The organism is Phenylobacterium sp., from assembly GCF_016124325.1.
Lineage (GTDB): Bacteria > Pseudomonadota > Alphaproteobacteria > Caulobacterales > Caulobacteraceae > Phenylobacterium.
Genome location: NZ_WGNY01000008.1, coordinates 29,471 through 55,601, shown reverse-complemented (window position 1 = coordinate 55,601; position 26,131 = coordinate 29,471). Strand labels below are relative to the sequence as shown.

25 protein-coding genes are annotated in these 26,131 nt (G+C 69.6%); 12 read left to right on the top strand and 13 right to left on the bottom strand.

Translation table 11 applies throughout. The features are described from left to right. The first annotated feature begins 56 nt into the window (after nucleotides 1-56). Together GC203_RS03795 and GC203_RS03790 are read left to right on the top strand one after the other, a co-directional pair. Nucleotides 57-2,489: a GH116 family glycosyl hydrolase gene (locus GC203_RS03795; RefSeq protein ID WP_293451497.1), complete on the top strand. Its 2,433-nt coding sequence runs from the start codon at nucleotides 57-59 to the stop codon at nucleotides 2,487-2,489. Next, nucleotides 2,471-3,256 (top strand): 6-phosphogluconolactonase, encoded by a 786-nt coding sequence (locus tag GC203_RS03790; RefSeq protein ID WP_293451495.1) that lies wholly within the window; start codon nucleotides 2,471-2,473, stop codon nucleotides 3,254-3,256. Before GC203_RS03795 ends, GC203_RS03790 begins: the two co-directional genes overlap by 19 nt. A gap of 2 nt (nucleotides 3,257-3,258) precedes the next feature. On the opposite strand, the gene nagA is transcribed toward GC203_RS03790, so the two are convergent. Continuing rightward, nucleotides 3,259-4,374, bottom strand: a complete 1,116-nt coding sequence (gene nagA / locus GC203_RS03785) for an N-acetylglucosamine-6-phosphate deacetylase (protein WP_293451493.1) — start codon at nucleotides 4,372-4,374, stop codon at nucleotides 3,259-3,261. A 140-nt stretch (nucleotides 4,375-4,514) separates the two neighbouring features. Between nagA and GC203_RS03780 the strand changes: the two genes are divergently transcribed. Together GC203_RS03780 and GC203_RS03775 are read left to right on the top strand one after the other, a co-directional pair. After that, on the top strand, nucleotides 4,515-5,684 hold the full coding sequence (locus tag GC203_RS03780) for a Gfo/Idh/MocA family oxidoreductase (protein WP_293451491.1): 1,170 nt from the start codon (nucleotides 4,515-4,517) through the stop codon (nucleotides 5,682-5,684). Then, nucleotides 5,681-6,610 carry a BadF/BadG/BcrA/BcrD ATPase family protein gene (locus GC203_RS03775; RefSeq protein ID WP_293451489.1) on the top strand — a complete coding sequence of 310 codons (930 nt, stop codon included), beginning with the start codon at nucleotides 5,681-5,683 and terminating at the stop codon, nucleotides 6,608-6,610. Before GC203_RS03780 ends, GC203_RS03775 begins: the two co-directional genes overlap by 4 nt. Here the strand turns inward: GC203_RS03775 and GC203_RS03770 are convergent. The 4 genes from GC203_RS03770 to GC203_RS03755 all read right to left on the bottom strand — a co-directional run bounded on the left by GC203_RS03770 (nucleotide 6,607) and on the right by GC203_RS03755 (nucleotide 12,416). Next, on the bottom strand, nucleotides 6,607-8,055 hold the full coding sequence (locus GC203_RS03770; RefSeq protein ID WP_293451487.1) for an MFS transporter: 1,449 nt from the start codon (nucleotides 8,053-8,055) through the stop codon (nucleotides 6,607-6,609). The genes GC203_RS03775 and GC203_RS03770 overlap by 4 nt on opposite strands. A gap of 80 nt (nucleotides 8,056-8,135) precedes the next feature. Beyond that, a complete protein-coding gene (locus GC203_RS03765; RefSeq protein ID WP_293451485.1) occupies nucleotides 8,136-8,780 on the bottom strand; it encodes a TetR/AcrR family transcriptional regulator in 645 nt (214 codons plus the stop codon). Between the two features lie 146 nt (nucleotides 8,781-8,926). Beyond that, a complete protein-coding gene (locus GC203_RS03760; RefSeq protein WP_293451483.1) occupies nucleotides 8,927-11,200 on the bottom strand; it encodes a TonB-dependent receptor in 2,274 nt (757 codons plus the stop codon). Nucleotides 11,201-11,483: 283 nt separating this feature from the next. After that, nucleotides 11,484-12,416 (bottom strand): hypothetical protein, encoded by a 933-nt coding sequence (locus GC203_RS03755; protein WP_293451481.1) that lies wholly within the window; start codon nucleotides 12,414-12,416, stop codon nucleotides 11,484-11,486. A 293-nt stretch (nucleotides 12,417-12,709) separates the two neighbouring features. Between GC203_RS03755 and dusA the strand changes: the two genes are divergently transcribed. Then, nucleotides 12,710-13,729 carry a tRNA dihydrouridine(20/20a) synthase DusA gene (gene dusA, locus GC203_RS03750; protein ID WP_293451479.1) on the top strand — a complete coding sequence of 340 codons (1,020 nt, stop codon included), beginning with the start codon at nucleotides 12,710-12,712 and terminating at the stop codon, nucleotides 13,727-13,729. On the opposite strand, the gene GC203_RS03745 is transcribed toward dusA, so the two are convergent. From GC203_RS03745 to GC203_RS03735, 3 genes are all read right to left on the bottom strand, one after another. Then, on the bottom strand, nucleotides 13,673-14,179 hold the full coding sequence (locus tag GC203_RS03745; RefSeq protein ID WP_293451477.1) for a TIGR02281 family clan AA aspartic protease: 507 nt from the start codon (nucleotides 14,177-14,179) through the stop codon (nucleotides 13,673-13,675). The two genes, dusA and GC203_RS03745, sit on opposite strands and share 57 nt — an antisense overlap. Nucleotides 14,180-14,312: 133 nt before the next feature. Then, nucleotides 14,313-14,516: a DUF1289 domain-containing protein gene (locus GC203_RS03740; RefSeq protein ID WP_293451475.1), complete on the bottom strand. Its 204-nt coding sequence runs from the start codon at nucleotides 14,514-14,516 to the stop codon at nucleotides 14,313-14,315. Further along, nucleotides 14,513-14,941: a PaaI family thioesterase gene (locus tag GC203_RS03735; protein ID WP_293451473.1), complete on the bottom strand. Its 429-nt coding sequence runs from the start codon at nucleotides 14,939-14,941 to the stop codon at nucleotides 14,513-14,515. Before GC203_RS03735 ends, GC203_RS03740 begins: the two co-directional genes overlap by 4 nt. A gap of 100 nt (nucleotides 14,942-15,041) precedes the next feature. On the opposite strand from GC203_RS03735, the gene GC203_RS03730 reads away from it, so the two are divergent. From GC203_RS03730 to GC203_RS03720, 3 genes are all read left to right on the top strand, one after another. Next, nucleotides 15,042-15,482: a hypothetical protein gene (locus GC203_RS03730; protein ID WP_293451471.1), complete on the top strand. Its 441-nt coding sequence runs from the start codon at nucleotides 15,042-15,044 to the stop codon at nucleotides 15,480-15,482. A 155-nt stretch (nucleotides 15,483-15,637) separates the two neighbouring features. Continuing rightward, nucleotides 15,638-17,107, top strand: a complete 1,470-nt coding sequence (locus GC203_RS03725; protein WP_293451469.1) for a phospholipase D-like domain-containing protein — start codon at nucleotides 15,638-15,640, stop codon at nucleotides 17,105-17,107. Between the two features lie 35 nt (nucleotides 17,108-17,142). Further along, nucleotides 17,143-17,658 (top strand): nuclear transport factor 2 family protein, encoded by a 516-nt coding sequence (locus GC203_RS03720; RefSeq protein WP_293451467.1) that lies wholly within the window; start codon nucleotides 17,143-17,145, stop codon nucleotides 17,656-17,658. A gap of 5 nt (nucleotides 17,659-17,663) precedes the next feature. On the opposite strand, the gene GC203_RS03715 is transcribed toward GC203_RS03720, so the two are convergent. Next, nucleotides 17,664-18,395 (bottom strand): endonuclease/exonuclease/phosphatase family protein, encoded by a 732-nt coding sequence (locus GC203_RS03715; protein ID WP_293451465.1) that lies wholly within the window; start codon nucleotides 18,393-18,395, stop codon nucleotides 17,664-17,666. Between the two features lie 102 nt (nucleotides 18,396-18,497). Between GC203_RS03715 and GC203_RS03710 the strand changes: the two genes are divergently transcribed. Next, the gene (locus GC203_RS03710) at nucleotides 18,498-18,875 is read left to right on the top strand and encodes an energy transducer TonB (RefSeq protein WP_293451463.1); all 378 of its coding nucleotides are present in this window, start codon (nucleotides 18,498-18,500) and stop codon (nucleotides 18,873-18,875) included. A 447-nt stretch (nucleotides 18,876-19,322) separates the two neighbouring features. Here the strand turns inward: GC203_RS03710 and GC203_RS03705 are convergent, their stop codons facing one another. The 4 genes from GC203_RS03705 to GC203_RS03690 form a co-directional block, all read right to left on the bottom strand. After that, nucleotides 19,323-19,967, bottom strand: coding sequence for a hypothetical protein (locus GC203_RS03705; RefSeq protein WP_293451461.1), 645 nt, complete (start codon nucleotides 19,965-19,967; stop codon nucleotides 19,323-19,325). 290 nt (nucleotides 19,968-20,257) lie between these two features. Further along, nucleotides 20,258-21,232, bottom strand: coding sequence for an HAD family acid phosphatase (locus tag GC203_RS03700; protein WP_293451459.1), 975 nt, complete (start codon nucleotides 21,230-21,232; stop codon nucleotides 20,258-20,260). 42 nt (nucleotides 21,233-21,274) lie between these two features. Then, entirely contained in the window at nucleotides 21,275-22,270 is a 996-nt protein-coding gene (locus GC203_RS03695; RefSeq protein WP_293451457.1) for a hypothetical protein, read from the bottom strand. Next, the gene (locus tag GC203_RS03690) at nucleotides 22,270-22,656 is read right to left on the bottom strand and encodes a hypothetical protein (protein WP_293451455.1); all 387 of its coding nucleotides are present in this window, start codon (nucleotides 22,654-22,656) and stop codon (nucleotides 22,270-22,272) included. Before GC203_RS03690 ends, GC203_RS03695 begins: the two co-directional genes overlap by 1 nt. Nucleotides 22,657-23,048: 392 nt before the next feature. On the opposite strand from GC203_RS03690, the gene GC203_RS03685 reads away from it, so the two are divergent. From GC203_RS03685 to GC203_RS03675, 3 genes are all read left to right on the top strand, one after another. Beyond that, on the top strand, nucleotides 23,049-24,254 hold the full coding sequence (locus tag GC203_RS03685; protein WP_293451453.1) for an acyl-CoA dehydrogenase family protein: 1,206 nt from the start codon (nucleotides 23,049-23,051) through the stop codon (nucleotides 24,252-24,254). 152 nt (nucleotides 24,255-24,406) lie between these two features. Continuing rightward, complete coding sequence (locus tag GC203_RS03680; RefSeq protein ID WP_293451724.1) at nucleotides 24,407-24,790, top strand: endonuclease domain-containing protein; 384 nt, start codon at nucleotides 24,407-24,409, stop codon at nucleotides 24,788-24,790. Nucleotides 24,791-24,796: 6 nt separating this feature from the next. Further along, nucleotides 24,797-25,939, top strand: coding sequence for an acyl-CoA dehydrogenase family protein (locus GC203_RS03675; protein WP_293451451.1), 1,143 nt, complete (start codon nucleotides 24,797-24,799; stop codon nucleotides 25,937-25,939). Nucleotides 25,940-26,131 lie beyond the last annotated feature (192 nt).

Here is a 26,131-nt window from a genome sequence, read left to right as displayed (position 1 = left end):
CCGCCGCGTCGCAAGAAAGTTAGTGGTCACTAGGTAATTGGTCAAGGATGTCTGGCGTGGCGCAGAACGGATCGCATTCCACCTATTCCGGGGCGAAGGCGGAGCGCATCGTGTTCCCCCTCGGCGGGCTGGGGGCCGGCATGGTCGGCCTGTCGGGGACCGGCGCGTTGACGGCGGTGTCGGTTCGCAACGCGCCGGCGTTGCTGAACGAGCCCTTTGTGTTCGCCGCGGTCCGATGGTCGGGGGCCTCGGGGCAGGGGGCTCGCGTGATCGAGGGGCCGGTCCCGACCTGGAAGCTCACCTATCCCTGGCCCGACTCCACGGGCACGGGCCGCGGCCAACAGGGCAAGACCTTCGGCCTCCCGCGGTTCGCCGACGCCAGCTTCGCGCCGCGCTTCCCGTTCGCCGAGCTCTCGCTGGAGGCGCCGGGCGGCCCGCTGGCCTGTCGCCTGGTCGCCTGGAGCCCCTTCGTTCCTGGAGACGCCGACGCTTCCAGCCTGCCGGTCGCAGGGTTGGAATACGAGATCCGGAACATCGCGGCCGAGCGCGTCGAGACCATCCTGTCGTTTCACGCCCGGAACTTCATGCGCGTCGCGGGTTCGAAGTCGCCCGCGGGCGTGGACACCGCGGACGGCGGGTTTTCCCTCTGGCAGTCGGGCGACGACGCCCGACCCGAGGACGAGGGGCGCTTCACCGTCGAAACCGACGCGCCCGGCGCGGTGGCCGGCGCCCGCTGGTTCCGAGGGGGGTGGTGGGACCCGGTGACGGATCTCTGGCGCGGCCTGGCCGAAGGGCGAATTCCCGCGGCGGGCGCGCACGAGGAGGGCGCGCCGAGCGACGGCGGAAGCCTGTACGTCCCGTTCGTCCTGGAGCCTGGCGAGACGCGCCGCGTGCGCCTGCGGCTGTCCTGGTTCGTGGCGAAGACCTCGCTACGCCGCGGCGGCGGGCCATTCGACCCGAAGGGCCGCACCGACGGAACCGAGACCTTCGTGCCGTGGTACGGCGGCCGCTTCGCGGACGCCGCCGAACTCGCGGCGTTCTGGGCGCAGAACTATGATCGCCTTCGCGATGCGTCGGAGGTGTTCGCCGCCAGCCTCGCGGACCAGCGCCTGCCGCCGGAAGTCCTCGAGGCCGTCTCGGCGAACCTGACAACCCTGAAGTCGCCCACCGTCATGCGCCAGGCCGACGGGCGGCTCTGGATGTGGGAAGGGTGCGCCGACAACGAAGGCAGCTTCGAAGGGTCGTGCACGCACGTCTTCAACTACGCGCAGTCCATCCCGCATCTGTTCCCGTCCCTGGAGCGGACGCTGCGCGAGACGGAGTTCTTCGAGAACCAGGACGACGACGGCCACCAGAACTTCCGCGCCCAGCTGCCGATCCGGCCCAACCCGCGTCGCGCGCGACCGGCGGCCGACGGCCAGTTCGGCGGAATCGTGAAGGTCTACCGCGACTGGCGGATCTGCGGCGACGACGCTTGGCTGCGCCGGCTCTGGCCGCGCGTCGTGGCAAGCCTCGAGTATGCGATCCGCACCTGGGATCCGGCGGAGGCCGGGTGGCTGACCGAACCCCACCACAACACCTATGACATCGAGTTCTGGGGTCCGGATGGCATGGCGGGCTCCTTCTACCTGAGCGCCTTGCGCGCCGCTGAGGCGATGGCCGACGCCTTGGGCGAGCCGGCGGAACGCTACCGCGTCCTGGCCGAGCGGGTCAGAGGTCGCCTGGAGAACGACCTCTTCAACGGCGAGTTCTTCATCCAGAAGGTCCAGTGGACCGACGAAGCCCTGGCCGGCGCGATGTCGACGGAGGCCCGCGCCAGCATCGAGCGCGAGGGGCCGAAGTACCAATACGCGGACGGGTGCCTTTCCGATGGCGTCCTGGGCGAGTGGCTGGCGCGGGTCTCGGGGCTGGACACCGGGCTGGACCCGGCGAAGGTGGCCACGCACCTGCGATCGGTCCATCGGTACAACTTCCGCCGTTCGCTGCGCGACCACGCCAATCCGCAGCGTCCGGCCTATGCGCTGGGCGACGAGTCGGCGCTCCTGTTGTGCAGTTGGCCGAACGGGTCGCCGCCGCATTTTCCCTTCGTCTACAGCGACGAGGCGTGGACCGGGATCGAGTACCAGGTCGCCGCCCACCTGATCATGTGCGGCGAGGTCGAGGCTGGCCTGAAGATCGTCCGGGCGGCGCGCTCGCGCTACGACGGGCGTGTGCGCAACCCGTTCAGCGAGTTCGAGTGGGGGCACTGGTACGGACGCCCCATGTCGTCCTGGTCGCTGCTCCGGGCCATGACCGGCCAGGACTATGATGCGCGGACCCGGCGGCTGACGCTGGCGCCGGCCCTGCCCGGCGACATCTCGGCCCTGCTGGCCACGGAGACCGGCTACGGCCTTGCCGGCGTCCGCGACGGGGCGCCCTTCGTTGAGGTGCGCCGCGGGGAGATCGCCGTCGACGCGATCGATTACACGCCTTGCCGGGCGGCGCAGTGAGGGCCGACATCCGGGCCGAGACGATGGCCGCGCCGGCGGACATCGGCGCCGCGCTGGCCCGCGAGATCCTGGCGGGCGTGCGGGAGAGCGAGGCGCTTGGGCGCAACTACGTCCTGGGGTGCCCGGCGGGCCGCACGCCCCTGCCGGTCTATCAGGCGCTCGCCGAACAGGCCGGAGGCGCGCCGCTCGGCCGGCTGCACCTGATCATGATGGACGAGTTCGTCGTGCGCGACGGCGAGGCCTGGCGATGCGTCCCCGTCTCCGCCCACAACAGCTGTCTGGGCTTCGCCAGGCGCCATATCCTGGCGGGGCTCCCCGGCCTGCCGCCGGCCAATCTTCATGGGCCTGACCCGGAGCGGCCCGAGGCCTACGAGGCCCTGATCGAACGCCTGGGCGGCATCGACCTGTTCCTGCTGGCCTCGGGCGCCAGCGACGGCCACGTGGCCTTCAACCCGCCGGGCTCCACCCTGGACCAGACCACCCGCGTCGTGCGGCTGGCCGAGACGACGCGACAGGACAACCTGTCCACCTTTCCGGCCTTCCGTTCGCTGGACGAGGTGCCGACCCACGGCGTCAGCATCGGGCTCGGCACGATCGTGCGGCATTCGCGGGCCGCGGTCATGATCCTGCACGGGGCGCACAAGGCCGCCGCCCTGGCGCGTTTGCGGAGCGCGGGCGGCTTCGATCCCCAATGGCCGGCGAGCGTCATCTACGCCTGTCGACGGCCGCGCCTCGTGATCGACGCGGCGCTGACGGCGGCGGCCTGATCTCAGGCGACCCGCTCGCCGCCGATCCAGGTCTCGAGGCTGCGCAGGTCGCGATCCACGATGATGAAGTCGGCTCGCGCGCCCGGAGCCAGGCGGCCGCGGTCGTGGAAGCCCATCGCCGAGGCGGGCGTGCTGGACGCCATGGCGACCGCCGTCTCGAGGGGAACGCCCAGCAGCCTCACGGCATTGCGTACGGCCGCGATCATGGTCAGCGCGCTGCCGGCCAGCACGCCGGCCTCGTTCCAGCAGGCTCCATCGCGGCCGACATAGGCCTGGCCTTCCCAATGGAAGACCGAGCCCTCGGCCAGTCCCGCGCAGGGCATGGCGTCGGTGACCAGCACGAGGCCTTCCGGCCCCTTGCACTTGAAGGCGATCCGCAGCTTCTCCGGCTCGACGTGTACGCCGTCGGCGATGATCCCGGCCCAGGTCCTGTCGTCGCTCAGCGCCGCGCCGACGCAGCCGGGCGCCATCTCCACCATCGGCGACATCGAGTTGTAGAGGTGCGTGAACCCGCGCGCGCCGGCCTCGATGGCGGCTTGCGCCTGGGCGAGGGTGGCGTTGCTGTGGCCGATGGCGACGGTCGCGCCGCGGGCCCGCAGGGCGGCGACCATTTCCGGCGAGGCGCTCTCAGGGGCGATGGTGACGAGCGTCGGCCCGCCGCGCAGCGCGGTGATCCGGTCGAGATGCTGCGGCTCGAGGACCAGGAACTTCGAGGCGTCGTGCGCGCCCTTCTTGGCCTCCGCCAGGAAGGGGCCTTCGATGTGGATGCCGGCGATCCCGGGGGTTCCCTGGGCGATGGCCTCCTCGACCGCGGCGATCGCCACGTCGATGCGATCGAGGTGGTCGGTGACGAAGGTCGCGAGCAGGGCGGTCGTGCCGAACCGCGCGTGGGCCGCGGCGATCCGGCGGAGGCCGTCGACGGTCGGGTCGGCGTTGAACATGACGCCGCCGCCGCCGTTCGCCTGCAGGTCGATCAGCCCCGGCAGCACGATGCGGCCGCCCAGATCGACGATCGGTCCCGATCCGGTCTCCACGACCCGCCCTTCGGACACCGCCAGCTGGGTTCGCGTCGCGCCGCCGTCCCCGGTGACCACACGGCAGTTGGTGAACGTGGTCATGACCCTCGCGCCCTCAAGAAGCTGTTGTCAAAACACCTAGTGACCACTAAGTGATCGGTCAACTCGCGCCCTGGCGGATCGGCTTCGCGACCTGGGCGCAGGCCCGTCGGCTCGACGCCCGAGGCCATCCGGAGAGGTGCATGAAACAGAGCAAACGACATCGGATCGCGGTCATCGGCCTGGGCATGCGGCTGGGCATGTTCCTCCGCGCCGCGCACGCCGAGGGCTGGGACTACGAGCTCGCCGGCCACGTCGATCCGTCGCCGGTGGGCGCGCCGCTGCTGGCGGAACAGGGGATCGAAGCCGGCGTCGCCTATCCCGATGTCGCCGCGCTGCTGGCCGACGGACCCTTCGACCTGGTGATGATCGGTTCTCCGAACCACCTGCACCTGGAGCACCTGCGCGCGACCCTCGATCACCCCGGGCCGATCTTCATCGAGAAGCCCATCGTGCGCACCGAGGCGGAGTCGTTCGAGGCGGCGCGCCTGATCCGCGAGCGGGGCGACGGGCGCGTGTTCGTCGGCCTCGTGGCGCGCTCGGCGCCGATCGTGCGGGCGGCGCTGGAGCGGCTCGACGCGGGGGCTATCGGCGACATCGTCTCGATCGACGCCACCGAGCATCTGCCCCCGGCCCATGGCGCCTACCTCGCCCGGAACTGGCGCCGGCGCGCCGAGTGGGGCGGATCCTACATGCTGGACAAGGTCTGCCACGACTTCGACATCCTGAGGCGGATGATCGGCGCGCGACCGACGCGCGTGGCCAGCTTCGGCGGCCGGCGCATCTTCACCCCCGAAAGCGCCAAGGTCGCCCGCGACGAGGGGCCGGCGATCCTGCGTCGCCTCTCCGGCTGGAACGCCGCCCCCGACACCAGCGGGGCCGACATGGACGTCACCGACCATCAGGTCGCTATCGTCGAGTACGCGAACGGCGTGCGGCTCTCGTTCCACTCGAACACCTGCGCGGCGGTGGCCGAGCGGCGCTGGAATCTGGTCGGGACCCGCGGCGTGCTGACGATCGACCTCGTGCAGAACACCCTGGCGATCACGCCGCTGGAGCCGCGCGGCACGATCGAGCAGTTCCGCTGGCGGGGACCGGCAGGCGATTCACACGGCGGCGCGGACCAGGCCATGGCGCACGATCTGGTCGCCGCGCTTGAAGGCGAGCGCGCATTCCCCGTGTCGGTCACCGCCTCGCTGGTGGCGGGCCTCACCGTGATGGCCATCGACCGGGCGCTGGCCGAGGATCGTATCGTGGACTGCGCGCCGCTTTGGGCTTCCCTGGACTCGGCCGAAGCGGGCGTCGCGGCGTGACGGCGACGTCCAGGGTGGTGATCGGCATCGACGCCGGCGCCACCAAGACGGCGGCCATCGCCGGCCTTCTGGACGGCGGCGTGCTGGACCGGCTCCGAACCGGCCCGAGCGCCATCGTCGGCCTGCCCGACGATGAGGCGCTGGCCGTGCTGCGGGGCGTCGTCGACCGGCTGGCGCCCGACCGCGCGCGCATCGCCCACATCGTGATCGGCCTGAGCGGCGTCGACTTCCCGGACGAGCATCCCGAGCAGCACCGGCGGGTCGCCAACGCGCTGGAGGTCCCGCGCGAGCGGCTCCTGCTGGTCAACGACGGCGTGGTGGCGCTGGCCGGCGCCGCGGGCCGGGACCGGGCCACGCTGGTGCAGCACGGCACGGAGGTCACTACGGCCTGGCGCGAGCGCCTCGGGGGCGAGACGGTTTTCGACAGTGTCGGCGTCGCCGACGTGTTCGACGTGCGGCTCAAGGCCGTGCCTGCCGTGGCCCGCATGCTCGATGGTCGCGCGACCGTCACGCCGCTCTGTGCGCGGGTGCTGGAACACTGCGGCGTGACGGCGGCCGAGTTCCCGCGGTGGATGATGCGCGATCCGGCGGCGCGGGAGCGCATCCTTCGCCTCGCCCCGGTGGTGTTCGAGGCCTGGCGGGAGGGCGACGCCACGGCCAGCCGACTGGTCGGGCGGGCGGTCGAAGACTATGTCGTCACCACCCTCGCCATGGCGGCCCGGCTGAAGCCCGGCCCGTTCCAGGCCTGCTTCGGCGGCGGCACGATCGCCCAGGGTGGCGAGGCCCTCGTCGCCGCCATCGGCGAGCGCCTGGCCCGCGAGCGCCCGGACGCCGTGTTGGCCACCCCGGCGGCTTCGCCGGAAGAGGGCGCGCTCGTCCTGGCGCGGCACGCCGCGCGGGACGCCTCGGCGAGGTTCGGGACCTAGGCCCCGCCTGCCCGCCGCCGCACCGCGATCTGTGCGAGTATGGCGTCGTGCGCTCTCCGGTCGAGGCGGTAGCCCAGCACGATCAGCACGCAGATCAGCGTCAGCGCCCCGGCCACGGGGCCGGCGGCATAGCCCAGCCGGGTGGTGATCTCCGGGGTGACCAACTCCGCCGTCGGCGCCTTCGGGAACCCGATCATGTCCAGGACCAGCCCGGCCCACAGGCCGCCGAAACCCGCCGCGGACTTCGTCGCGAACGCGACGCCGGCGAAGAACAGGCCCTCGCGGCGAACCCCGTACATCAACTCGTGCTCGTCGGCGGCGTCGGCCACCATCGAGGTGAAGCTGATCAGCAGCGACATGTAGGCGACGTACATGACGATGCGCCCCGGTATGATGAGGGCGACGATCACGTTCTCGTCCGCGGGAATGATTCCGGCGATGCGCAGCATCGGCAATGCGGCCTCGATCGCGCACATCGCCAGGAGGCCGTACACGACCACCGGCTTCTTCTCGAACCGTTTCGCCAGCAGGGCGCCGACCAGGGCGCCAAGGAGCAGCCCCGCGGGCTGGGCGAGCCCGACCAATTTCAGGCCCTCCTCGGAGAGGCCCCAGAAGTACTTGTTGGCGTGCAGGTTGAGGTTCAGCACGACGCCCTGGGCGATGTTGAACATCAGCACCACCCCCACGAGAATGCGCGCGGACCGGTGCCGGGCGAGGTTGATCACGTCGCGGAAAAGCGCCCGGCCCAGCCCGCTCCGCGTCGGGGCCACGTGGAGGCCGTGCCGCATGCGCAGCGTGGCGAGCGCGCAGAACAGGCCCGCCGCCAGCAACAGCGCCGCGCAGGTCCAGGCGAAGGGCGAATAGGCGCCTCGGTCGAGCACGCCCTTGGGGCCGGTCAGGAAGACCGAATAGCCCAGGACGATCGGGATGAATGCGCCGGCCGAACTGAAGGTCAGCCGATAGGCCGCGACGCTGGATCGTTCCACATAGTCCGCGGTCAGCTCGGCCCCGAGCGCCGCATGCGGGAGGGTGTAGGCCGAATAGGCGAGCCGCAGCGCGATCGAGATCGCCGTCACATAGAGGAACGCCTGGAACTCGGTCAGGACCTCGGGGATCGAGAACAGCAGGCCGACGCTGACCGCGAGCGGAACGATGCTGGCGAGCATGAACATGTGGCGGCGGCCCCATCGCGACCGCGTGTTGTCGGACAGCGCGCCGATGAAGGGATCGGCGACCGCGTCGATGACCAGGGTGATCAGCATGCTGAGCCCGGCCAGGAAGCCCGACAGGCCGCATACGGCGGTCAGGTAGAAGAACAGGAATGCCGGCAGCAGCGTCGCCGTGACCGTGTCGACGATCTGGCCCGCGCCGTAGATCAGCTTTGTCCGGACGCTCAGGGGCTGCGCCGTATCGGCGGCGGGCGCGGTCGCCGATACGATGTCCATGAACGCTTCCCCGCCGCCGCCGTCGTCGAGATTACTTAGCGACCACTAGGTTTGCGCGCAAGGCTCCGCAGACGCCCGGCTCAGGCGCGGATCCGGGCCTCCATGTGCCGGATGAAATATCGCATGGCGTTCGCCATCGAGATGCGGCCGTCGCTGAGGAGCCATTGCAGCCGCAGGCCGTCCAGGGTCGCCAGCATCAGCACGGCCTCGGTCTGCGGATCGAAGTCGGTGCGGAACACCCCGGCCGCCCGGCCGGCCTCGAACGAGCGGACCAGACGGTTGCGAAAGGAGTCGTAGCGCCGACGGAAGTACTGGTTGAAGTCGGACGAGGTCTGGAGGTGTTCGGCCGACATCAGGACGTCCAGCGCCGTGAGGACGGGATCGTCCTCGAGCACCTGTCCGAACTCGGCCCAGGAGGCGATGTAGTCGGCGTTGGCGGTGTCGAGGTCGCCGGCCATCCGGGTCTCCTGCGCCTCGTCCGTCTCTTCGAGAACCGCGAGCAGCAGGTCGTTCTTGGTCGGGAAGTGATAGAGCAGGCCCGCATCGGTCATGCCGACCTCCTGGGCGAGCATCGCCAGGCTGGTGCCGCGGAATCCGTACTGGGCGAAGAGGTTGCGGCCCGCCCTCAGGATCTCGGCCCGGCGCTTGCGGCCGCGCCGCTGCCGCATCCCCGGGATCGGGACCTGGCCGCTATCCTTCTGGGATGCATCCGACTTCTTGGGCATGACGGCTCTCGTAGTGAAAGTCCGTGGTATCGCCTAGGATTGCAGGACGCCAGCGCGACGCGTGCGGGTCGCATTCCAGTTCGCGGGCAGGGCCGGGCGGGGGCGCATGGGCGCCCCGCCCGGTCGCCGAACAAGCTCTCTCGATCCTAGAAGTCGTAGTTGAACGATGCGCCGATCGTGCGCACCGAATTGAAGTTCCAGGACTGCAGGATCGCCAGCGGATCGCCCGTGACGTGGCTGAGGAAGCTGGGCGCACGCTCGTCGCCGCAGTTGCGGCAGAACACGCCGATCTCGTAGCGGCCCGCGACCTTGTAGGTCATGCTGGCCCCCCAGCTGTTCACCGCGCCGAGCGCGGTGCCCGGATCGCCGTTGGGCGAGAAGTTGACGCCCGAGCGATGGAAGAAGTTCGCTTCCAGGGTCAGCGTATTGTCGCCGATCGGGATGTCGTAGAGCCCCTGCAGGTTGGAGGTGAACTTCGCGGCGCTGGGCGGCGCGAGGCCCTTGGCCTGCAGCTGGCCCGCGACGCAGCCCTGGGCCACCGTCTGGTTCGGGAAGCAGGTCGTGATGAAGTCGGTGAACTTCGTCGACGAGAGGGTGGCCCCGAAGTTGATCGTCAGGTTCTCCACGGGCCTGGCCGACCCGTCGAGCTCGACGCCGTAGGCGCGGACCCCGCCGGCGTTGGCGAGACGGAACAGCGCGGCGACCGAGTCGTAGGTCTGGGTCTGGAAGTCCGTGAACTTCTCGTGGAAAGCCGACACGTTCAGCCGCAGGCGCCTGTCGAGGAGCGTCGAGCGCACGCCGGCCTCGAAGTCCTTCACCGTCTCCGGCGCGATATAGGGGTCGAAGGCGGATGAGCCCAGGTTCTGCGGATAGCCCGGTCCCTTGTAGCCCGTCGCATAGGTCGCATACGCCATCACGTCGGGGGTGAACTGGTACTGGCCGCCGACCTTGTAGCTGAAGTCGGTGTTCGAGCGGCTGAACCGGAACGTGCCGGAGGGGCCGTAGACGCCGGGTTTGGTGACGTAGTTCCCGACGTCCTGCGTGGTCCGCATCTTGACGTTGTCGTGCGTGAGCCGGCCGCCGAAGATCAGGCTGAGCGCGTCGGTGACGTGGTAGTTGAACTGCCCGAAGGCGGCGATGCTCTCATTGGTGTTTCGTGCGTCGAAATCGCCGCCGAGCAGGTTCGGGATTCCCGTGCCGAAGGCCGCCGCGATCTGGGTGCGGCCCTTGGTCGTCGACGAGAACGCATAGAGCCCGGCCTGCCCGTCGATCTTGTCGCCCTTGTAGGCCAGCCGCAGCTCATCGGAGTACTGGCGGTAGTTCGTGGCGTTGCGGTTGGTGTTGAGCCGGTCCTCCAGCGAGTAGTCCGTGTCCAGCCACAGCGACAGGTCGAAGCTGCGATAGGCCGCCACGTTCGACAGCGTCAGGTTCGGCGTGAGCTCGTGCGAGACGTTGGCCGACACGCCGTAGGTGTCCACGCTGCGGAAGTTGCCGGGCGCGTCGATGCCGTAGCGCAGGTTCTTGGGCCCCGCGACGGCGCCCTCCTTGGCCAGGGCGGCGTTGTAGACCCCGGCTCCGGTCGTACGCAGGGTCCGGTCCCAGATGCCGCCCACGCCGCGTTCGCGGCTGTAGTCGGCCGACAGGTAGAGATCCGTTCCGTCCGAGGGCTCCCACAGGTACTTGATGCGCCCCGCGACGCGGGTCTGGTTCTGCTGGATGTCCGCGTTCGGCGGCGCGGCGATGATCGCCCGGGCGATGGGGTTCTGGTACGAGCCCAGCAGGTTGATCCGGAGCGCCGAGTTCGCGGTGACCGGAAGGTTCACGACGCCGCGCGCCACGGCGCCGAAGTGACCGCCGTCGGCGGTGTCGCGATTGTCGTATTCGACGTTCAGGTTGCCGCTGGTCTCGCCAAGGCGCGGGCGGTTGGTGACCACGCTGAGCAGGCCCGCCGAGGCGTTGCGGCCGAACAGCAGGCCCTGAGGGCCGCGCAGCACTTCGATCCGCGCGATGTCGTTGAACACGCCGTTGCTCTGGAACAGCGGCACGCCCAGCGAGACGTCGTCGACCATGACGCCGACGCTCGAGTCGACGGTGGCCAGGAAGATCGAACTGCCGATCCCGCGCAGCGAGAAGGCGTTGTCGGTGGTCGTCTGGAAGCTGGGCGCGACGAGCTGGATCTGCGTCAGGTCGTTGAGCTTGCGGCTTTCCAGCTCTGCGCCGCTCACGGCGGTCACCGCCACCGGCACCGACTGCAGGTTCTGCTCGATGCGCTGGGCCGAGACGACGATCTCGGCCACCGTGTTCCGATTGTCGGCGCTCTCTCCGGCTCCGCCCGCGGCCTGGGCCGAGGCGTCGGCTGCGGCGAAGCCGCCCATGGCGATAGCCGCCGCGCCAACCCAGAGTCTCGATCTCCTCGACATCCTACCGTCCCTCCCGTGTTTCACCGGCCCGCGTCGCGGCCAGATGCTTGTGTGCGCCGTCGGGCGGATGGGCGCTGGCATGTCACGTAGCGCGTCCTCCGCGTCATCTAACTGACGCAGGTCTTCGAAAAAATCTAGTAGTCACTAACTAAATTCGCGGGAAAACTTCGTGATGGCCGCAGGCGACCGCGACGAGTCCGCTCAAGGCGGGGCGCGCCGTTCGTCCTTGCGCTGGAGCCGGAAAGTCGGCTTCAGGCGCTCAATTGACATTCTAGTGGCCGGGTCAGGCCGGCTGCGTCGCCTCGGCGAACGCCTCGGAGGCGATCTCCCAGAGCCGCTCGGCGTCCGCCCAGCGATCGGACTCCTCCCGCAGCTCGCCATCGGGGCCGGGCGCGAGGCGGGCGTAGTCCAGGGGCACGCGGGTCCCCTGAATGGTCACGGCGTTCGGCAGGAGCTCGGCCGCGAACGGGAGGACGTCGCCGGGCCCCGCGCCGTCGAGGAAGCCGCGGCAGCAGCGCCGCCACATCTCGCGGAAGTGGCCGATGGCCCGGCGGTCCGGATCCACCGACATCCCCACCTGCATGCAGCTCGGATCGCCGATCCGTCCGTGGATCATACGCACGCGCTCGAAGACGGGGCCGAGGCGGTCCAGCTTTCCGGTGAAGTCGCCGTAGGTCATCTCCAGCCCGGTGTACCAGTGCGAGAGGTCGGCGGTGAACCGCAGCTCCGGGAACCGCTCGATGAGGGAGAGCGTGCGGCGCATGTCCTGCGCCAGGGTCGCGCGGTGGAGTTCGAGGTGGAGCGCGTGACCGTGGCGCGCCCCGGCCTCCAGCATCGCGCCGGCGAGCCGATCCGCCTCGGCGTCGGTCTCCAGTCCGTCGCCCAGGTGCACCGTCGTGGCGTCCAGGCCGAGCTCGGCGCCGGCGCGCGCCACGGCGTCGGCGTCCTGCGGCGCCAGGATCCGTCCCATGCCCGTGGCCCGGAAGCCGGCCGCGAGGTAGGGCCTGGGATCGCGCGCCTGGACCGCCTCGACCTTGGCCGCGCGCAGGGCGGCGACGATCTCCTCCAGGCCCGGGCCCGGGCCGGTCGACCACGCCGGCAGCTCGACGAAGGTCACGTAGTTCATGTCCTTGCGCAGCCGCGGCGCGGCGGTCCCGCCGTCGTTCAGCCGATCCTGTCCGCTCGCGCCGCCGCCGGCCGCCTTCGCGCCATCCATTGGTCCAGGTCTCCCTCTTCCTCCTGCGGCCCGGTCGGCCGGCCGCCGCCGTCCGGTGAGGCCCGACACACCCCCACACGCGGCCGCTTGCCCGGGAACGAGTTGGGCGTGGACCGATTCCGTGCAAGCGCTGCTGACGTGGCGGCCCGCGCTTCGTGGCTGCGCCCGCACGGGGCGGACGGACGCCGTCTCTCAGGCGCGGCAAGGCTTCGAAAAGGGGCGAAACGGGTCGAAAATCATCGTAGTTTGGCGCACGACCTGTCGCCGATGATCGACTGAACGCCAGACAAGAAGTGACGATATTTCAATCGAATAGACTGTCCGTCGCGCCGATGATGGACTGGACGGACCGGCATTGTCGGGTCCTGCATCGGATGCTGACGCGCCGGGCGCTGCTCTATACCGAGATGCTGACGACCGGCGCCGTGCTGCACGGCGACCGCGAGCGGCTGCTGGCGTTTTCGGATGTCGAGCACCCGGTCGCGCTGCAACTCGGCGGCTCGGAGCCGGCGGAGCTGGCCGAGGCGGCGCGGATCGGCGAGGCGCGTGGCTACGACGAGATCAACCTGAACGTCGGCTGCCCGTCCGACCGGGTGCAGTCGGGGCGCTTCGGCGCCTGCCTGATGCGCGAGCCGGAGCTGGTGGCGGAGTGCGTAGCGGCCATGGGCGCGGCGGTGAAGGTCCCGGTGACGGTGAAGTGCCGGATCGGCGTGGACGACCAGGACCCGGAAGAGAGCCTGTTCGGGCTGGTCGACCTCTGCGCCAAGGCGGGCGTCACGCAGTTCACGGTCCATGCGCGCAAGGCGTGGCTGAAGGGCTTGTCGCCCAAGGAAAACCGCGACGTCCCGCCGCTCGACTATCCGCTGGTCTGGCGCCTGAAGCGCGAGCGGCCCGACCTGACCATCGTCATCAACGGCGGCATCGGCTCGCTGGACGAGGCCGAGGAACATCTGAAGCACGTGGACGGGGTGATGCTGGGGCGGGCGGCCTATCACACCCCGGCGATCCTGGCCGAGGCCGACGCGCGCATCTTCGGCGAGGGCGGGGCGGTCGATCCGTTCGCCGCGGTGGCGGCCTATCGCGACTATGTGGCGGCCGAGCTGGCGAGGGGGACGCACCTCGCGGCCATGACGCGGCACATGCTGGGCCTGTTCCACGGCCGGCCGGGCGCGCGCACGTGGCGGCGCATCCTGACGGTGGAGGGCGTCAAGCCGGGCGCCGGGCTGGCGGTGATCGACGAGGCGCTGTCCGCGATCTCAGGGCTCGAAGCGCAGCGTGTCGCGCGTGGCCTCGAAGCGGGTGAGGCGGCCTAGGTAGCTCATGCCGAGCAGCGAGACGTCGAGGCCGTCGGAGACGACGAGCGCCTGGACGTTTTCGAGCCGCGCCCCGTTGACCGACACGGAGGCCAGGGTCACGGCGGCGGCGCGGGCGGATCCCCCGGCGGTGGTGACGTTGTAGCCGTACTTCAGGTCGGCGGTCTTGAGGCCGAGACGCTGGGCGTCGCTGGCCGTCAGCGCCACCGCAGTGGCGCCGGTGTCGACCAGGAAGTGGACCGGCTGGCCGTTGACGTCGGCGTCGGCCCAGAAGTGGCCGTCGGCGCCCTTGGACACCGCACCGGAGCCCAGCGAGGCCGAGCCGGCGGAAAGGCCGGTGGCGTCCAGCCGGGCCATCCGCAGCGGCTGCGGGCTCATGGCGGACATGACCCCGGCGCTCACCAGCGCCGACACGCCCGCCACGACGGCAAGTTTGCCGAGGGAAGACACCACACATCACCCAGAAAGCGGCCGTTCTGGCCTGTCTTATGGGCGCAAGGTTAAGCCGGATGGGGTTGGCGTCTCGTGAATCGGCAGGGTTTCCGAGGCCTGAATCTCGCGCCCTGGTCGCGGGCGCGGCCGATCATACCAGGCCCAGCTTCTCCGGACGGATCAGGCTGCGCCGCGAGGGCAACTCGGCCAGGATGGTCTCGCGCTCGGCGTCGGTGAAGCTGGCCCAGGCGGCCACTTCCTTCAGCTTGCGAAAGCAGCCCAGGCACAGGCCGCTCTCGCCGTCGACGACGCAGACCTTCACGCACGGGGTCTTGATGGGAGCCGGGATGCTCATCCCGGCAGAGCGTAGGTGACGTTGGCCTGCGCCGCCAGCCGGTCGGGGCCCTCGGTCCAGATCCGCACGTCGCAGACGGCCAGCCGCCGGCCCAGCCGCAGCAATTCGGCCTCGGCGTGAATGTCGCCCGGCTGGGCGCCGCGCAGGAAGCTGATGTTGAGCTGTGAGGTCACCGCCATGAGTTGGTCGCCGATGTGCGCCAGCACCAGGGCGTAGGCGGCGCTGTCGGCGATCGACATCAGGGTCGGACCGGAGATCACGCCGCCGGGACGCAGCAGGCCCTCGCGATAGGGCCCGACCATGTGGAGTCGGCCCGGGCCGACCTCCGTGATGATCGTCGTCCGCGCCTGGTTCGCCCCGGGAAAGGCGCGTTGCAGGAGGGCGTTGACGCCGTCGGCGTCGAGGACGGGCTGAAGCTTGGCCATATGTCATGGTCGCCCGTGTGACCACTTCATTACAAGCCGATTATCGCAACGTGTAACAACGGCGTATCATGGACAAATATTAATCCGCCAGGACATTTCATTGCAGCTTGTTCATTTGAGTTATCGACCCGCAGCGAACAGCATTCAATTCAGTCCTGAGGGAGAATATCTCATGAAATTCGCCGCGATCACCCTTGCCGCCGCCACGGTTCTGTTCGTGGGAGGCGCCGCGCAGGCTTCCGAAAAGGTTTCGGACGTGGACTATCTGAAGGCCAACCGCTGCAAGGGCCTCGCGGCCAGCATCGACGGCGTCGTCGACGAGGCCGCCCTTGCCTCGTTCGTGAAGGGCGCGCGCGGCGCGCGGGCCAACTACATCATCGAGCGCGGTGACGCCGAATTCCAGCGCGCCCGCAAGGAGGCGCGGAGCGACGACCGCAAGGCGCGCCTCACCGCCGAACTGACCGGCCCGTGCCAGGCCTTCCTCGGAGGCGCGTCGAGCATGGCCAAGCAGGGTTCGGCCTCCGACGTCGTGAATCAATAAGTCCCCAAAGCCCAACTCCGGCCCCTCAGCCAACGCGCCGACGCCCCGCGCCGGCGCGTCTTTTTTTCGGGAAATCGCGCGGGTGGTCGCAACCCCGCCTTGACCGTAGGCTTTGATGCGGCGCGGCGCGTTTCCGCCGCTGCAGTGAGGTCGCGATGACGCCGCTCGTTCCCGGCGAAACCTGTTGGCGCGTCGAGCCGGCCGACCGGGTGGCGTTCCTGGTCGACAACGAGGCCTATTTCACCGCGCTCTACGCGGCGCTCCAGAAGGCGCGGCGCTCGATCCTCATCCTGGGCTGGGGGTTCGATCCGCGGACGCGGCTGTTCCCGGACGGCCACGAAGGGCCGGCCGACCCGGACGAGGTGGGGCGCATCCTGCAGCGGCTGGCGCTCGAGCGTCCCGACCTCGACATCCGCCTGCTGATCTGGAAGTCGGCCCTGCCGATCAGCGCCAGCCAGGAGTTCTTCCCCCACAAGGCGCGAAGCTGGTTCAAGGACAGCCGCGTCGACTTCCGCCTCGACGACCAGGTGCCGCTGGGCGCCTGCCACCACCAGAAGCTCGTGGTGATCGACGACCGCCTGGCCTTCGTGGGCGGCGGCGACATCTCGGTGGACCGCTGGGACAGCCCGCGCCACCTGGACGGGGACCGGCGGCGGATCATGCCCAGCCACCTGTTCCACGCGCCCCGGCACGAGGTGACCATGATGGTGGATGGCGCGGCGGCCCGGGCGCTGGGCGAGCACGCCCGCGAGCGGTGGCGGCGCGGCGCCGGCGAGCAGCTCGATCCACCGGAGGACGCCGGCGGCGACCCCTGGCCCGACCATGTGCCGGCGCACCTGATCGGCGGGAAGATCGGCATCGCGCGGACGACGCCGGCCTGGCGCGACCAGCCGGCCCACGACGAGATCCTGCGCCTGACCCTGGCCTCGATCGCCGGCGCGCGCCACACGATCTACCTGGAAAACCAGTACTTCACCTCGCCCATCGTCACCGAGGCGCTGGCCCGGCGGCTGGGCGAGCCCGACGGGCCGGAGGTGGTGCTGGTGACGACCGGCCACTCGCCGAGCTGGTTCGACCGGCTGACCATGGACAACACGCGCGGCGCCATGGTGTGGCGGCTGCGCTCGGCCGACATCTTCGGACGCTTCCGCGCCTTCCAGCCGAAGACGGCGGCGGGATCCAAGATCATCGTGCATTCGAAGACGAGCGTGTTCGACGACGCGCTGGTGCGGGTGGGCTCGGCCAACCTCAACAACCGCTCGTTCGGCTTCGACACCGAACTGGAGCTGGCCGTCGCCTGCGACCAGGACGAGGCGCGCCGCCAGGCCGCGGCGTTCCTGAACCGGGTGGTGGGCCACTTCCTCGCCCAGACGGGCGACGCGGTGGCCAAGGCCCGGGCCGAGCGCGGGGGCCTGATCGCGGCCATCGACGCCCTGAACCGCGAGGGCCGGCTGGCGCCGCTCGATCCGTCGCGCCGCGGTCCGCTGGCCGAGTTCATCGCCGCCTTCCACGTGGGCGACCCGTCCTGCCCGAGCGACGCCATGCGGCTGGGCCGGCGCCGGCGCCGCCTGATCGCCCAAGCGCACGCCCTGAACGACGCCGCCGGCCGCCTGACCAAAGCTTAAGGTGACGCCCCGCGCGCGGCCGGTAGGGTCGCGCCATGCGCAGCCTCGTCCTCGCCGCCGTCGCCGCGGCGCTCGCCGTCCCCGCCGCCGCCCAGACGCCAGCCAAGGGACCGGCCCTGCCCGAAGGCGCGGCCCTCACCGAGGCCATCGCCAAGCGCGACGCCGAGTTCTTCGAGCTGTTCTTCCGCGGATGCGACCCGGCGCGCCTGGCCGGCATGCTGACCGGCGACTTCGAGATGTATCACGACCGCGGCGGAGTAGTGGCGACCTCGGCCGGCCCGTTCGTCGCGACCTACGCCAAGGAATGCGCCGAGCGGGCCGCGCCCGGCGCCTGGCGCTCGCGCCGCGAACTGGTGGCCGGCAGCCTCGCGGCCTATCCGGTCCCCGGCTACGGGGCGATCGAGGAGGGCGACCACGTCTTCTACGAGCGCAAGGGCGACGGGCCCGAGCGGCTGGCCGGCCGCGCCCATTTCGTGCAGCTCTGGAAGCTGGCCCCCGACGGCTGGCGCATGGCGCGCGTGTTCAGCTACGCCCACGCCGCCGAGCCCTGAACGGCTCAGGCCAGCTCGAAGTCCATCACCAGGGGCAGGTGGTCGGAGGCCACGCGGGTGAGGGGATCGAGCGGCGCGAAGACGGCGTTCACCTCGACGCCCGGGCTCACGAACAGGTGGTCGATGCGCAGGACCGGCAGGGCCGACGGGAAGGTGGCGTCGGGTTCGCGGCGCGGCGCCAGCTTGCGCGCGGGCTTCAGCGGCGCGCAGAGGGTGCGGTAGACCACCGAGCCGGCCGTGGCGTTGAAGTCGCCCAGCAGGATCGCCGGCCAGGTCAGGGCGTCGTTCTCCAGCCAGGCCGCGCCCGCGAGATGGGCCGCCTGGATCTGCTGCTCGCGCGGCACCAGGCCCAGGTGGGTGTTGATGACCTGCAGCGGCCGGCCGCCGACGCCGACCTCCACCCAGAGCGCGCCGCGGGGCTCCAGCCCCGGCACGCGGGGATAGCCGGGCAGCGGCCCGGCCTTGACCAGCCGCTCGGGCAGGGAGGTGAGGATCGCATCGCCGTAGCGCTCCTCCTCCACCCGCATGGCGGCGTGGAAGTGGTGGGTCATCGCCAGCCGCTGGGCGATCTCGTGGGCCTGGTCGACATGGTTGGTCCGCCGCCGGCCGACGTCGAGCTCCTGCAGCGCCACGATGTCGGGTTCGAGCCGGGCCAGCACCTCGGCGATGCGGGCCACGTCCAGGCGACGGTCGGTCCCGACGCAGCGGTGGACGTTGTAGGTGACGATGCGTGGCATGGAGGGGGCAGGTGTGGCCGCCTTCGGGGGCGGCTTCAAGGCGTGTTGGCGCTGGCACGGCTCTTGCCGTAACGTTTCGATAACCAATACGGGGGGACCGAAATGCTGCACCTCATCGCCCTGGCCACGGCCGCCGTGACGTCCGCCGCCGCCGTCCAGGCCGCGCCGACGCCGGCGCTGCGCGAGGTGGAGTGGATCGCGACCCCGACCGGCCAGGACATCGCCAGCGTCTATCCGCCCACCGCCGTGAAGGCCGGCAAGAGCGGCGCGGTGCTGCTGGAATGCCGCGTGGCGGCCGAGGGCTCGCTGGACGGCTGCAGCGTCGAGATCGAGGACCCGGTGGGCTTGGAGTTCGGCCTGGCGGCCATGGAGCTGGCGCCGCTGTTCCGGATGACGGCCACCGCGCCCGACGGCACGGCCACCGCCGGCCGCACCATCCGCATCCCGATCATGTTCCAGATCACCACGAACGGGGACTGATCCTCGGGCCGGCGGCGCGCCGATCGCTCCTCCCCTGCGAAGCGGGGGAGGTGGCGCGCAGCGCCGGAGGGGGCGCTGCCGCGTGAGACGTCGAAGCCGCGCCCCAAGCAAGGTCTCCGGCGGAATGAGCTTCGCGCGTGGGCCGAAGGCCCGATCCATGGATTGAAAACACGACAGGTCGTCATGGTCCGGCTCGTCCGGGCCATCCATAAACAGTGTGCGCGCAGGCCAGGACGGCGCGCCGCCGCCGAACTGGCCGACGTCCGTGTTCATGGGTCGCCCGGACAAGCCGGGCGATGACGGCGAGGGTGGGTCACTCGAGTCGCCAAGCCGGCGCTCTCATCGGCCCACGCCCCCTCCGTCTCGCGGCATGCGCCGCGAGCCACCTCCCCCGCTTTGCGGGGGAGGAGCGTTGGCTCCGGCGCTTAGGAGAGGACTTGGGTGCGCTCAGCGCGGGGGCGGGCCGGTCGCGCGGCGGCGTGGCGGCGGGATCGCCGGGGCCGCGCCCAGCAGCAGCCGCGACCTGATGGGCGCGGGCGCCGTTCGCGGCCTCGCCAGCACGGCGACCGCGGCCTCCGAGGCCGTCTCGCGATGCGGGGGCTTGGCGGCGGGCGGTCTGAGGGCGGGCGGGCTGGCGGCCATCCGTGCGAGCAGCTCGCGCAGGGTGGGAAGCTCGGCCCGGTGCGGGCCCGGCAGGCCCTCGGCCCCGGCGGCCACGCCGTCCAGCGTCTTGATCAGGATCGGCAGGCTGGCGGCCTCGCGGTCCCGGTCGTATTCGATCCGCTCGCGCGGGTCGCGGTCAGGCGCCTCGTGATCGGACGCCTCGTGATTGGGGGCTTCGCGGTCGGGCGGGTCGCGATCGCGCAGGTCCTCGGCGTCGGAGGCCGCGATCCTGGGCGCCGCGTGCGCCAGCCGCAGCTTCAGCGCCACGGCCACCCGGTAGCCGTGGAAGCAGCGCTCGAACAGCTCGTAGAACCGCAGCCGCCGCTCGTCGTCTTCGGCGGCCTCGGCCTGCCGCCCGAACGCCATCCCCAGCGCATAGGCGCACTGGCTGAGGTCGGACAGGCCCTGCAGGTCGGCGACGGCGGACATGAGAACAAAAATAGAACATCAAGGGTCGGTCGTCAAGGCCGCGAGAAGGCGGGAGGCGTGAAATGGGGTGATGGGGAGAGATGGTCGAAATCCGCCAGTTGCGAACATTGGGGTCGGGCCATGTAGGAGCTGTTCGGCGCTGACAGCCTAACCAGCAACCGGTTGCGCGCTCTTCACACCCCTTTTCGGAGAGGGGCATTGTCGCCGGACCGGCTCCTAGCCGAACGTCGCGCCGTGAACTCGGCAGCCCGGCCCTGGCTTCGCGGGTTTGGCGCCCAGTTCGATGTATTTCAGGCTGGTCCCTTCCAGATTCGCAGGTTCGTCGGCGCAAGCTTGGGAGCGGTCGCCTTGGCTTTGCCTTCCGGGAAGACAAACTCGTCCTGCGGCTCCTGCAACGGCTGGCGTACGATTCCGGGCGTGTAGGCCAGTTCGTCGGAGGCGCCGAAGCCCTGGACCTCGAACGCGCGCACCCAACCGCCATAGGTGGCGTTGGGCAGGAGGATAAAGTCTCTGCCGAAAAGCTGAGAGTCCTGGAAGGCGGCGGCGCGGCGGCTTCCGACGGTCGGATGCGTCCCTTTTACAGGATTGCCGTCCTTGTCGAACACTCCACCATAATACTCTGCCCAGTCGGCCAGATTGTCGCCAATGGACAGCGCCACCTCGAAACTACGAACCTCTTCGCAGAAGCGACGCTGCTGAAACTTATTCTTGAGCGGATAGAGTGTGCCGCCCGAAGGCCTCTCGACCTCTAGCGACGGCATGCCCTTCATGAAAAGGCGCGTCTCGTTCGCGTGGTCCTTAGATTCACCTGCCTTCAGCTCTGCGTCGAGTTCCTCCTGCGACAGGAGCCCGAGCAGATGAAGGTTTCGCGCCGTGGCCTCTCGGGTCGCGTTGGTGCGGCTGGTGATGAAGAGCACTTCGACGTCCTGCGCCTGTGCGAAGCGAACGAACTCGACGGCGCCGGGGACGGCTTCGGCCTGGGCGGCCGCGCACCAAGCGTCCCAGCTGGAATCGTGGAAGTTCGAGCCGCTGGCGATCAGCCAAGCTTGGTACGGTGAGTTATCCAGGACCGTCTCGTCGAGATCCATTACCACGGCGGGCCTGCGGAATGTCCCTTCTGCCAACCGTTGCAGCAAGGCGTGGCGGGCGAGCTGGTAGCATTGGAGCGTGAGCGCATAATATTCCGCGCTCGTGGCGTTGAAGAGCACGCCGTGCAGGTTGTTGTGTGCGCCCATCGCACGCGGTGCGCTCAGGCCCTCGCTCATCGTCCCTCTCCTCCCTCGCCCGTCAGCGACGCGGGATCGCCGCTAGGGCGCTTTGTAGGTCAGCTTGATCCCTACGACGGTCTGCTCCTGGTCCAACTTGCCCGAGAGTGGGTCGTCCCCTTTGGTGTAGGAGACGCCGAACGACGGCACCCAGGCCGGTCCTTCCTCGAACGATCGCGCGCCCAGTTCATAGTCGATCGAGATCGAGCCCAAAGTGCTGCTGCGTGGAAAGGCGGCGCGACGGCGGTCGCCGCGCTCCAGGGCCTCCGTCTGCTGTACGGAGCCCCGTAGGATGAGCCGATAAGCGAAGAGGCGCGGGCTGACGGCAAGCGCTAGTCCGGCAGAGGCACCGGTGACGTTGCCCTTCGGCTTGGCGCCACCGGCGTCGACCTTGGCATGCACGACCTGGTCGGAAAAGAGGGTCAGGGTCGGGCCGAACGAGTAGGCCAGCGCAGGGCTGTCGTCAGTGGGCTTGCCGTCCATAAAGGCCGGGACGGTTTCGAGGGCCGCTTGGAAGGGTTGCACGGTCCACTTCAGCCGCGCCGACCCTTCGTGCGAGCGCGTGCAACTGGCCGGCCGCGGGATCCCGTCGCAGCCCTCCTTCTCATCGTCGAAATTGGTCTTGTAGCTGTAGCCCAGCGACAGATCGTTGAAGAAGTACCAGGCGCGCGCGAAGTCCGCCGGCGCTGTGGAGCCCTTAGGAACTGTATTCGGCTCGAAATGCATGCCGAACTCGCCGGCATAGGACTCTACCTGGCTGCCCTTGTCGGTGTTTCGGTGCGCGACGGCCCGAATGAAGCCAGTGTTGGTCGTCTCGGCCACGCTGCCGAGGCGCCAATCAACCCGGCCGGCCACGTCGATTGAGACCGAGGCCTTGTCGCCAGCGTCTTTGGTGTAGGTGAAGGCGGCCGGCTCCGTCCACGGCTTGGACTTGGGCGCCTCGTCCCCGTTGAGCGTGAACTTGGGTGCGTTTTCCGTCTGAGCTTGCGCTGCGTTCGCCGTCAGGGCGAGGGCAATGGGGACAAAGCAGGCTCGCATCACTTGGCCCCCGCGCTTGTAGCCGTGGCCGGCTTCCTATTGGCCTTTCCCTTCGGGGACGCCTTTGACGGCGGCTTCGGGGTTGCAGCGGCTTTGAGAGCCTTTGCAGACTTGTCGTTGTGGGTGAGCACCTTCTTTCTAAAGTCGCTCCATTTCATATCGACGGTCAGATCGCCCGATACGAACAACGGCCAGTCCCTGGGTCTGCGAAACTTCGCGTTGATCCACGCCCGGACAGGGCCATCGAGATTGCTCGGCCCAATGCCGAGTTCCTGCAGGGTCTCGCCGTCCTTGGGCGGATTCTTCTGCAGGTCGCGCGACTTGGCGAACACGTCCAGGCCAGCGACGAGCGCCTCCTCGTCGGTCAAAGCTTTCAAGTTCTTCATCGAATCGCCCCCTGGTTGCGAAATGATCTCACGCTACCGGCTTCCGTCAACCGTCGTTATGCCATTTGGTTCTCCGAGCGGCTCCGCAAGGCGTTGGATCGGCCGAAGTTCGCGAACAGTGTCCGCCCGTAGGCGTCGAGCCCTGGTCCAATCCTGCCGACAGCGACCGGTTGCTGCGCCAGCCCCGGTCTTCCCACCGACCGACGCACCCCCCGCGCTCGGGGGTCCCGGTCTTCGGCTGGGCCGAAACCGGGATGACGGGGGGTGGGGGAGGCTCGGGGCGATGTCGTTGCTTACCTTGACGTAAGCGTCATCTTTTCTCCTGTCACACCCGCGCGTATAGGATCGCCGCAAGCCGATACGGCGTAAGCCACACGTCCAGGGAGACACCCATGAACCTCGACTTCACGCCCGAGGAAGACGCCTTCCGCGAAGAAGTCCGCACGTTCATCAAGGAGAACTATCCGGCCCAGCTGCGCGCCGCCCAGGACGAGGGGCGCACGCTGACCAAGGAAGAGTACCTGATGTGGCACAAGGTGCTCGCCAAGAAGGGCTGGGTGGCCCCGGGCTGGCCGAAGGAGCTGGGCGGCACGGGCTGGACGCCCACGCAGAAGTACATCTGGTCGGAAGAGACCGCGAAGGCCGACTGCCTGCCGATCCTGCCGTTCGGCATGTCGATGCTGGCGCCGGTGATCTACACGTTCGGCACCGACGAGCAGAAGAAGAAGTTCCTGCCCGACATCTACAACGGCGAAGTCTGGTGGTGTCAGGGCTACTCCGAGCCGGGCGCCGGCTCGGACCTCGCCAGCCTGAAGACCCGCGCCGAGCGGGTGAAGGGCGACGACGGCAAGGAGTACTACATCGTCAATGGCCAGAAGACGTGGACGACGCTGGGCCAGTACGCCGACTGGGGCTTCTTCCTGGTGCGCACCGACCCCGACGCCAAGCCGCAGTCGGGCATCTCGTTCCTGCTGATCGACATGAAGACGCCGGGCATCACCGTGCGCCCGATCATCACCCTGGAAGGCGGCCACGAGGTCAACGACGTCTTCCTCGACAATGTGAAGGTGCCGGTGGAGAACCGGATCTTCCACGAGAACCAGGGCTGGACCTGCGCCAAGGCGCTCCTGGCGCACGAGCGCACGGGCATCGCCGGGGTGGCGCGCTCGAAGCGCAACCTGGAGAAGCTGCGCGAGATCTCGGGCACCGAGCGGAGCGACACCGGCGGCGCGCTGATCTCGGACGCGTTCTTCCGCCGCAAGGTGGCCGAGCTGGAGATCGACCTGACGGCGCTGGAGTTCACCGAGCTGCGGACGCTGGCCGGGGAGTCGAGCGGCAAGGGCCCGGGCCCGGAAAGCTCGATCCTGAAGATCAAGGGCACCGAGATCCAGCAGCGCCTGCAGGAGCTGGCGCTGGAGGCGGTGGGCCACTACGGCGCGCCGTTCCTGCGCGACATGGCCAAGACCAACCTGCCGATCGGGCCCGACTACGCCGAGGGCCTGGCCGGGGAGATGTTCAACGGCCGCAAGACCTCGATCTACGGCGGCTCGAACGAGATCCAGCGCAACATCATCGCCAAGATGGTGCTGGGACTCTGAGGCTGGCGCCCATGTCGGCGAATGGCCGCTCAGAGCCCTCTCCCCCTTGCGGGGAGAGGGTTGGGAGTGGGGGTGTCGGCGGCGAACCCAGCAGGTTCACCCCCACCCCCGGCCCCTCCCCGCAAGGGGGAGGGGAGCGCGCGCCCGGCGCCATCCATACGTCAGAGCGGGCCGCCGCCGCGGCAAAGCGGATGCGCCGCGCGCCGACGTTCGCCGAGAAGCAGCTCTGGAAGGTCCTGCGCGGGACGGAGTTGCATTTCCGGCGGCAGGTTCCGCTGGGGCCTTACATCGTCGACTTCGCCAGCCATTCCGCCCGGCTCATCGTTGAGCTCGACGGAGGCGTCCACAGGCTGTCCGAGGTCGCGGCGCGCGACGCTGACCGTGAGGCATGGCTGACAGGCCGCGGCTACAGCGTTATGCGGTTCCGGAACACCGAACGCCCCGAGGACATCGTCCGCACAATTCTCGACCGGCTCAGCGCCGGCGCCCCCACCCCCAACCCCTCCCCGCAAGGGGGAGGGGAGGCAATGGAGTAGACGCCCGTGGATTTCAGCTTCACCGAAGAACAGTCGATGCTGCGCGACACGGTCGCCGCGTACCTGGCCGACCACTACGATTTCGACAAGCGGCGCGCCGTGGTGACCAAGGAGCCGGGCTGGCGGCCGGAGGTGTGGAAGGCCTTCGCCGAGGAGCTGGGCATCCTGGGCGCGCCGTTCTCGGAGGAGCTGGGCGGCCTGGGCGGCGGCCCGATCGAGAACATGGTGGTGATGGAGGAGTTCGGTAAGGCGCTGGTCGTCGAGCCGTACCTGGGCACGGTGGTGATCGGCGGCGGCTTCCTGAAGCATTCGGGCCACGCCGGCGCGGCCGACCTGATCGGCGGGATCATCGAGGGCAAGACCCTCTTCGCCTTCGCCGCCGCCGAGCCGAAGGGCCGCTACAACCTGGCCGCCCTGGAGACCACGGCGAAGAAGGACGGCGCCGGCTGGACGCTGAACGGCCACAAGGCGGTGGTGGTCGGCGCGCCGTTCGCCACCCACCTGATCGTCACGGCCCGCACCTCGGGCGGGATGCGCGACGCCGAGGGGATCTCGGTGTTCCTGGTGGAAAAGGGCGCCAAGGGCGTCACCACCCGCGACTATCCGACCGTGGACGGCAACCGCGCCTCGGAGGTCTACTTCGAGAACGTCAGCCTGGGCGCCGACGCCCTGATCGGGACGGCCGACCACGGCCTGCCGCTGATCGAGAAGGTGGTGGACGAAGCCATCGCGGCCACCTGCGCCGAGGCCTGCGGCGTGCTGCGCAAGCTGCACGAAGGCACGCTGGAATACACCAAGCAGCGCAAGCAGTTCGGCCAGCCGATCAGCTCGTTCCAGGTGCTGCAGCACCGGATGGTCGACATGTTCATCCAGGTCGAGCAGTCGATCTCGATGACCTACATGGCCAACATCAAGGTCACCGACGACGCCGAGCGGGCGAAGGCGGTCTCGGCCGCCAAGGTGCAGATCGGCAAGGCCTGCAAGTTCGTGGGCCAGAACGCCATCCAGCTGCACGGCGGCATGGGCATGACCGACGAGATGGCGATCGGCCACTACTTCAAGCGCGCCACCATGATCGAGAGCGCCTTCGGCTCGGTCGACCACCACCTGGCCCGCTACGAGTTCCTGAGCCTCGGCAAGGCGGCGTAAGCCAACCAAGGCTGTCATCCCGGTTTTGGCGACGCCAAAGACCGGGACCCATGCGTGGTGAGTTGGCCGGTATGTCCGTCAGCTGGCCGTGCGCATGCGTCAGGCAGATCAGGTGTTCATGGGTCCCGGTCTTCGCCTGTGGCGAAACCGGGATGACACCTGTTGTCGAGCGCTTCGGGTTGCCCGAACGGG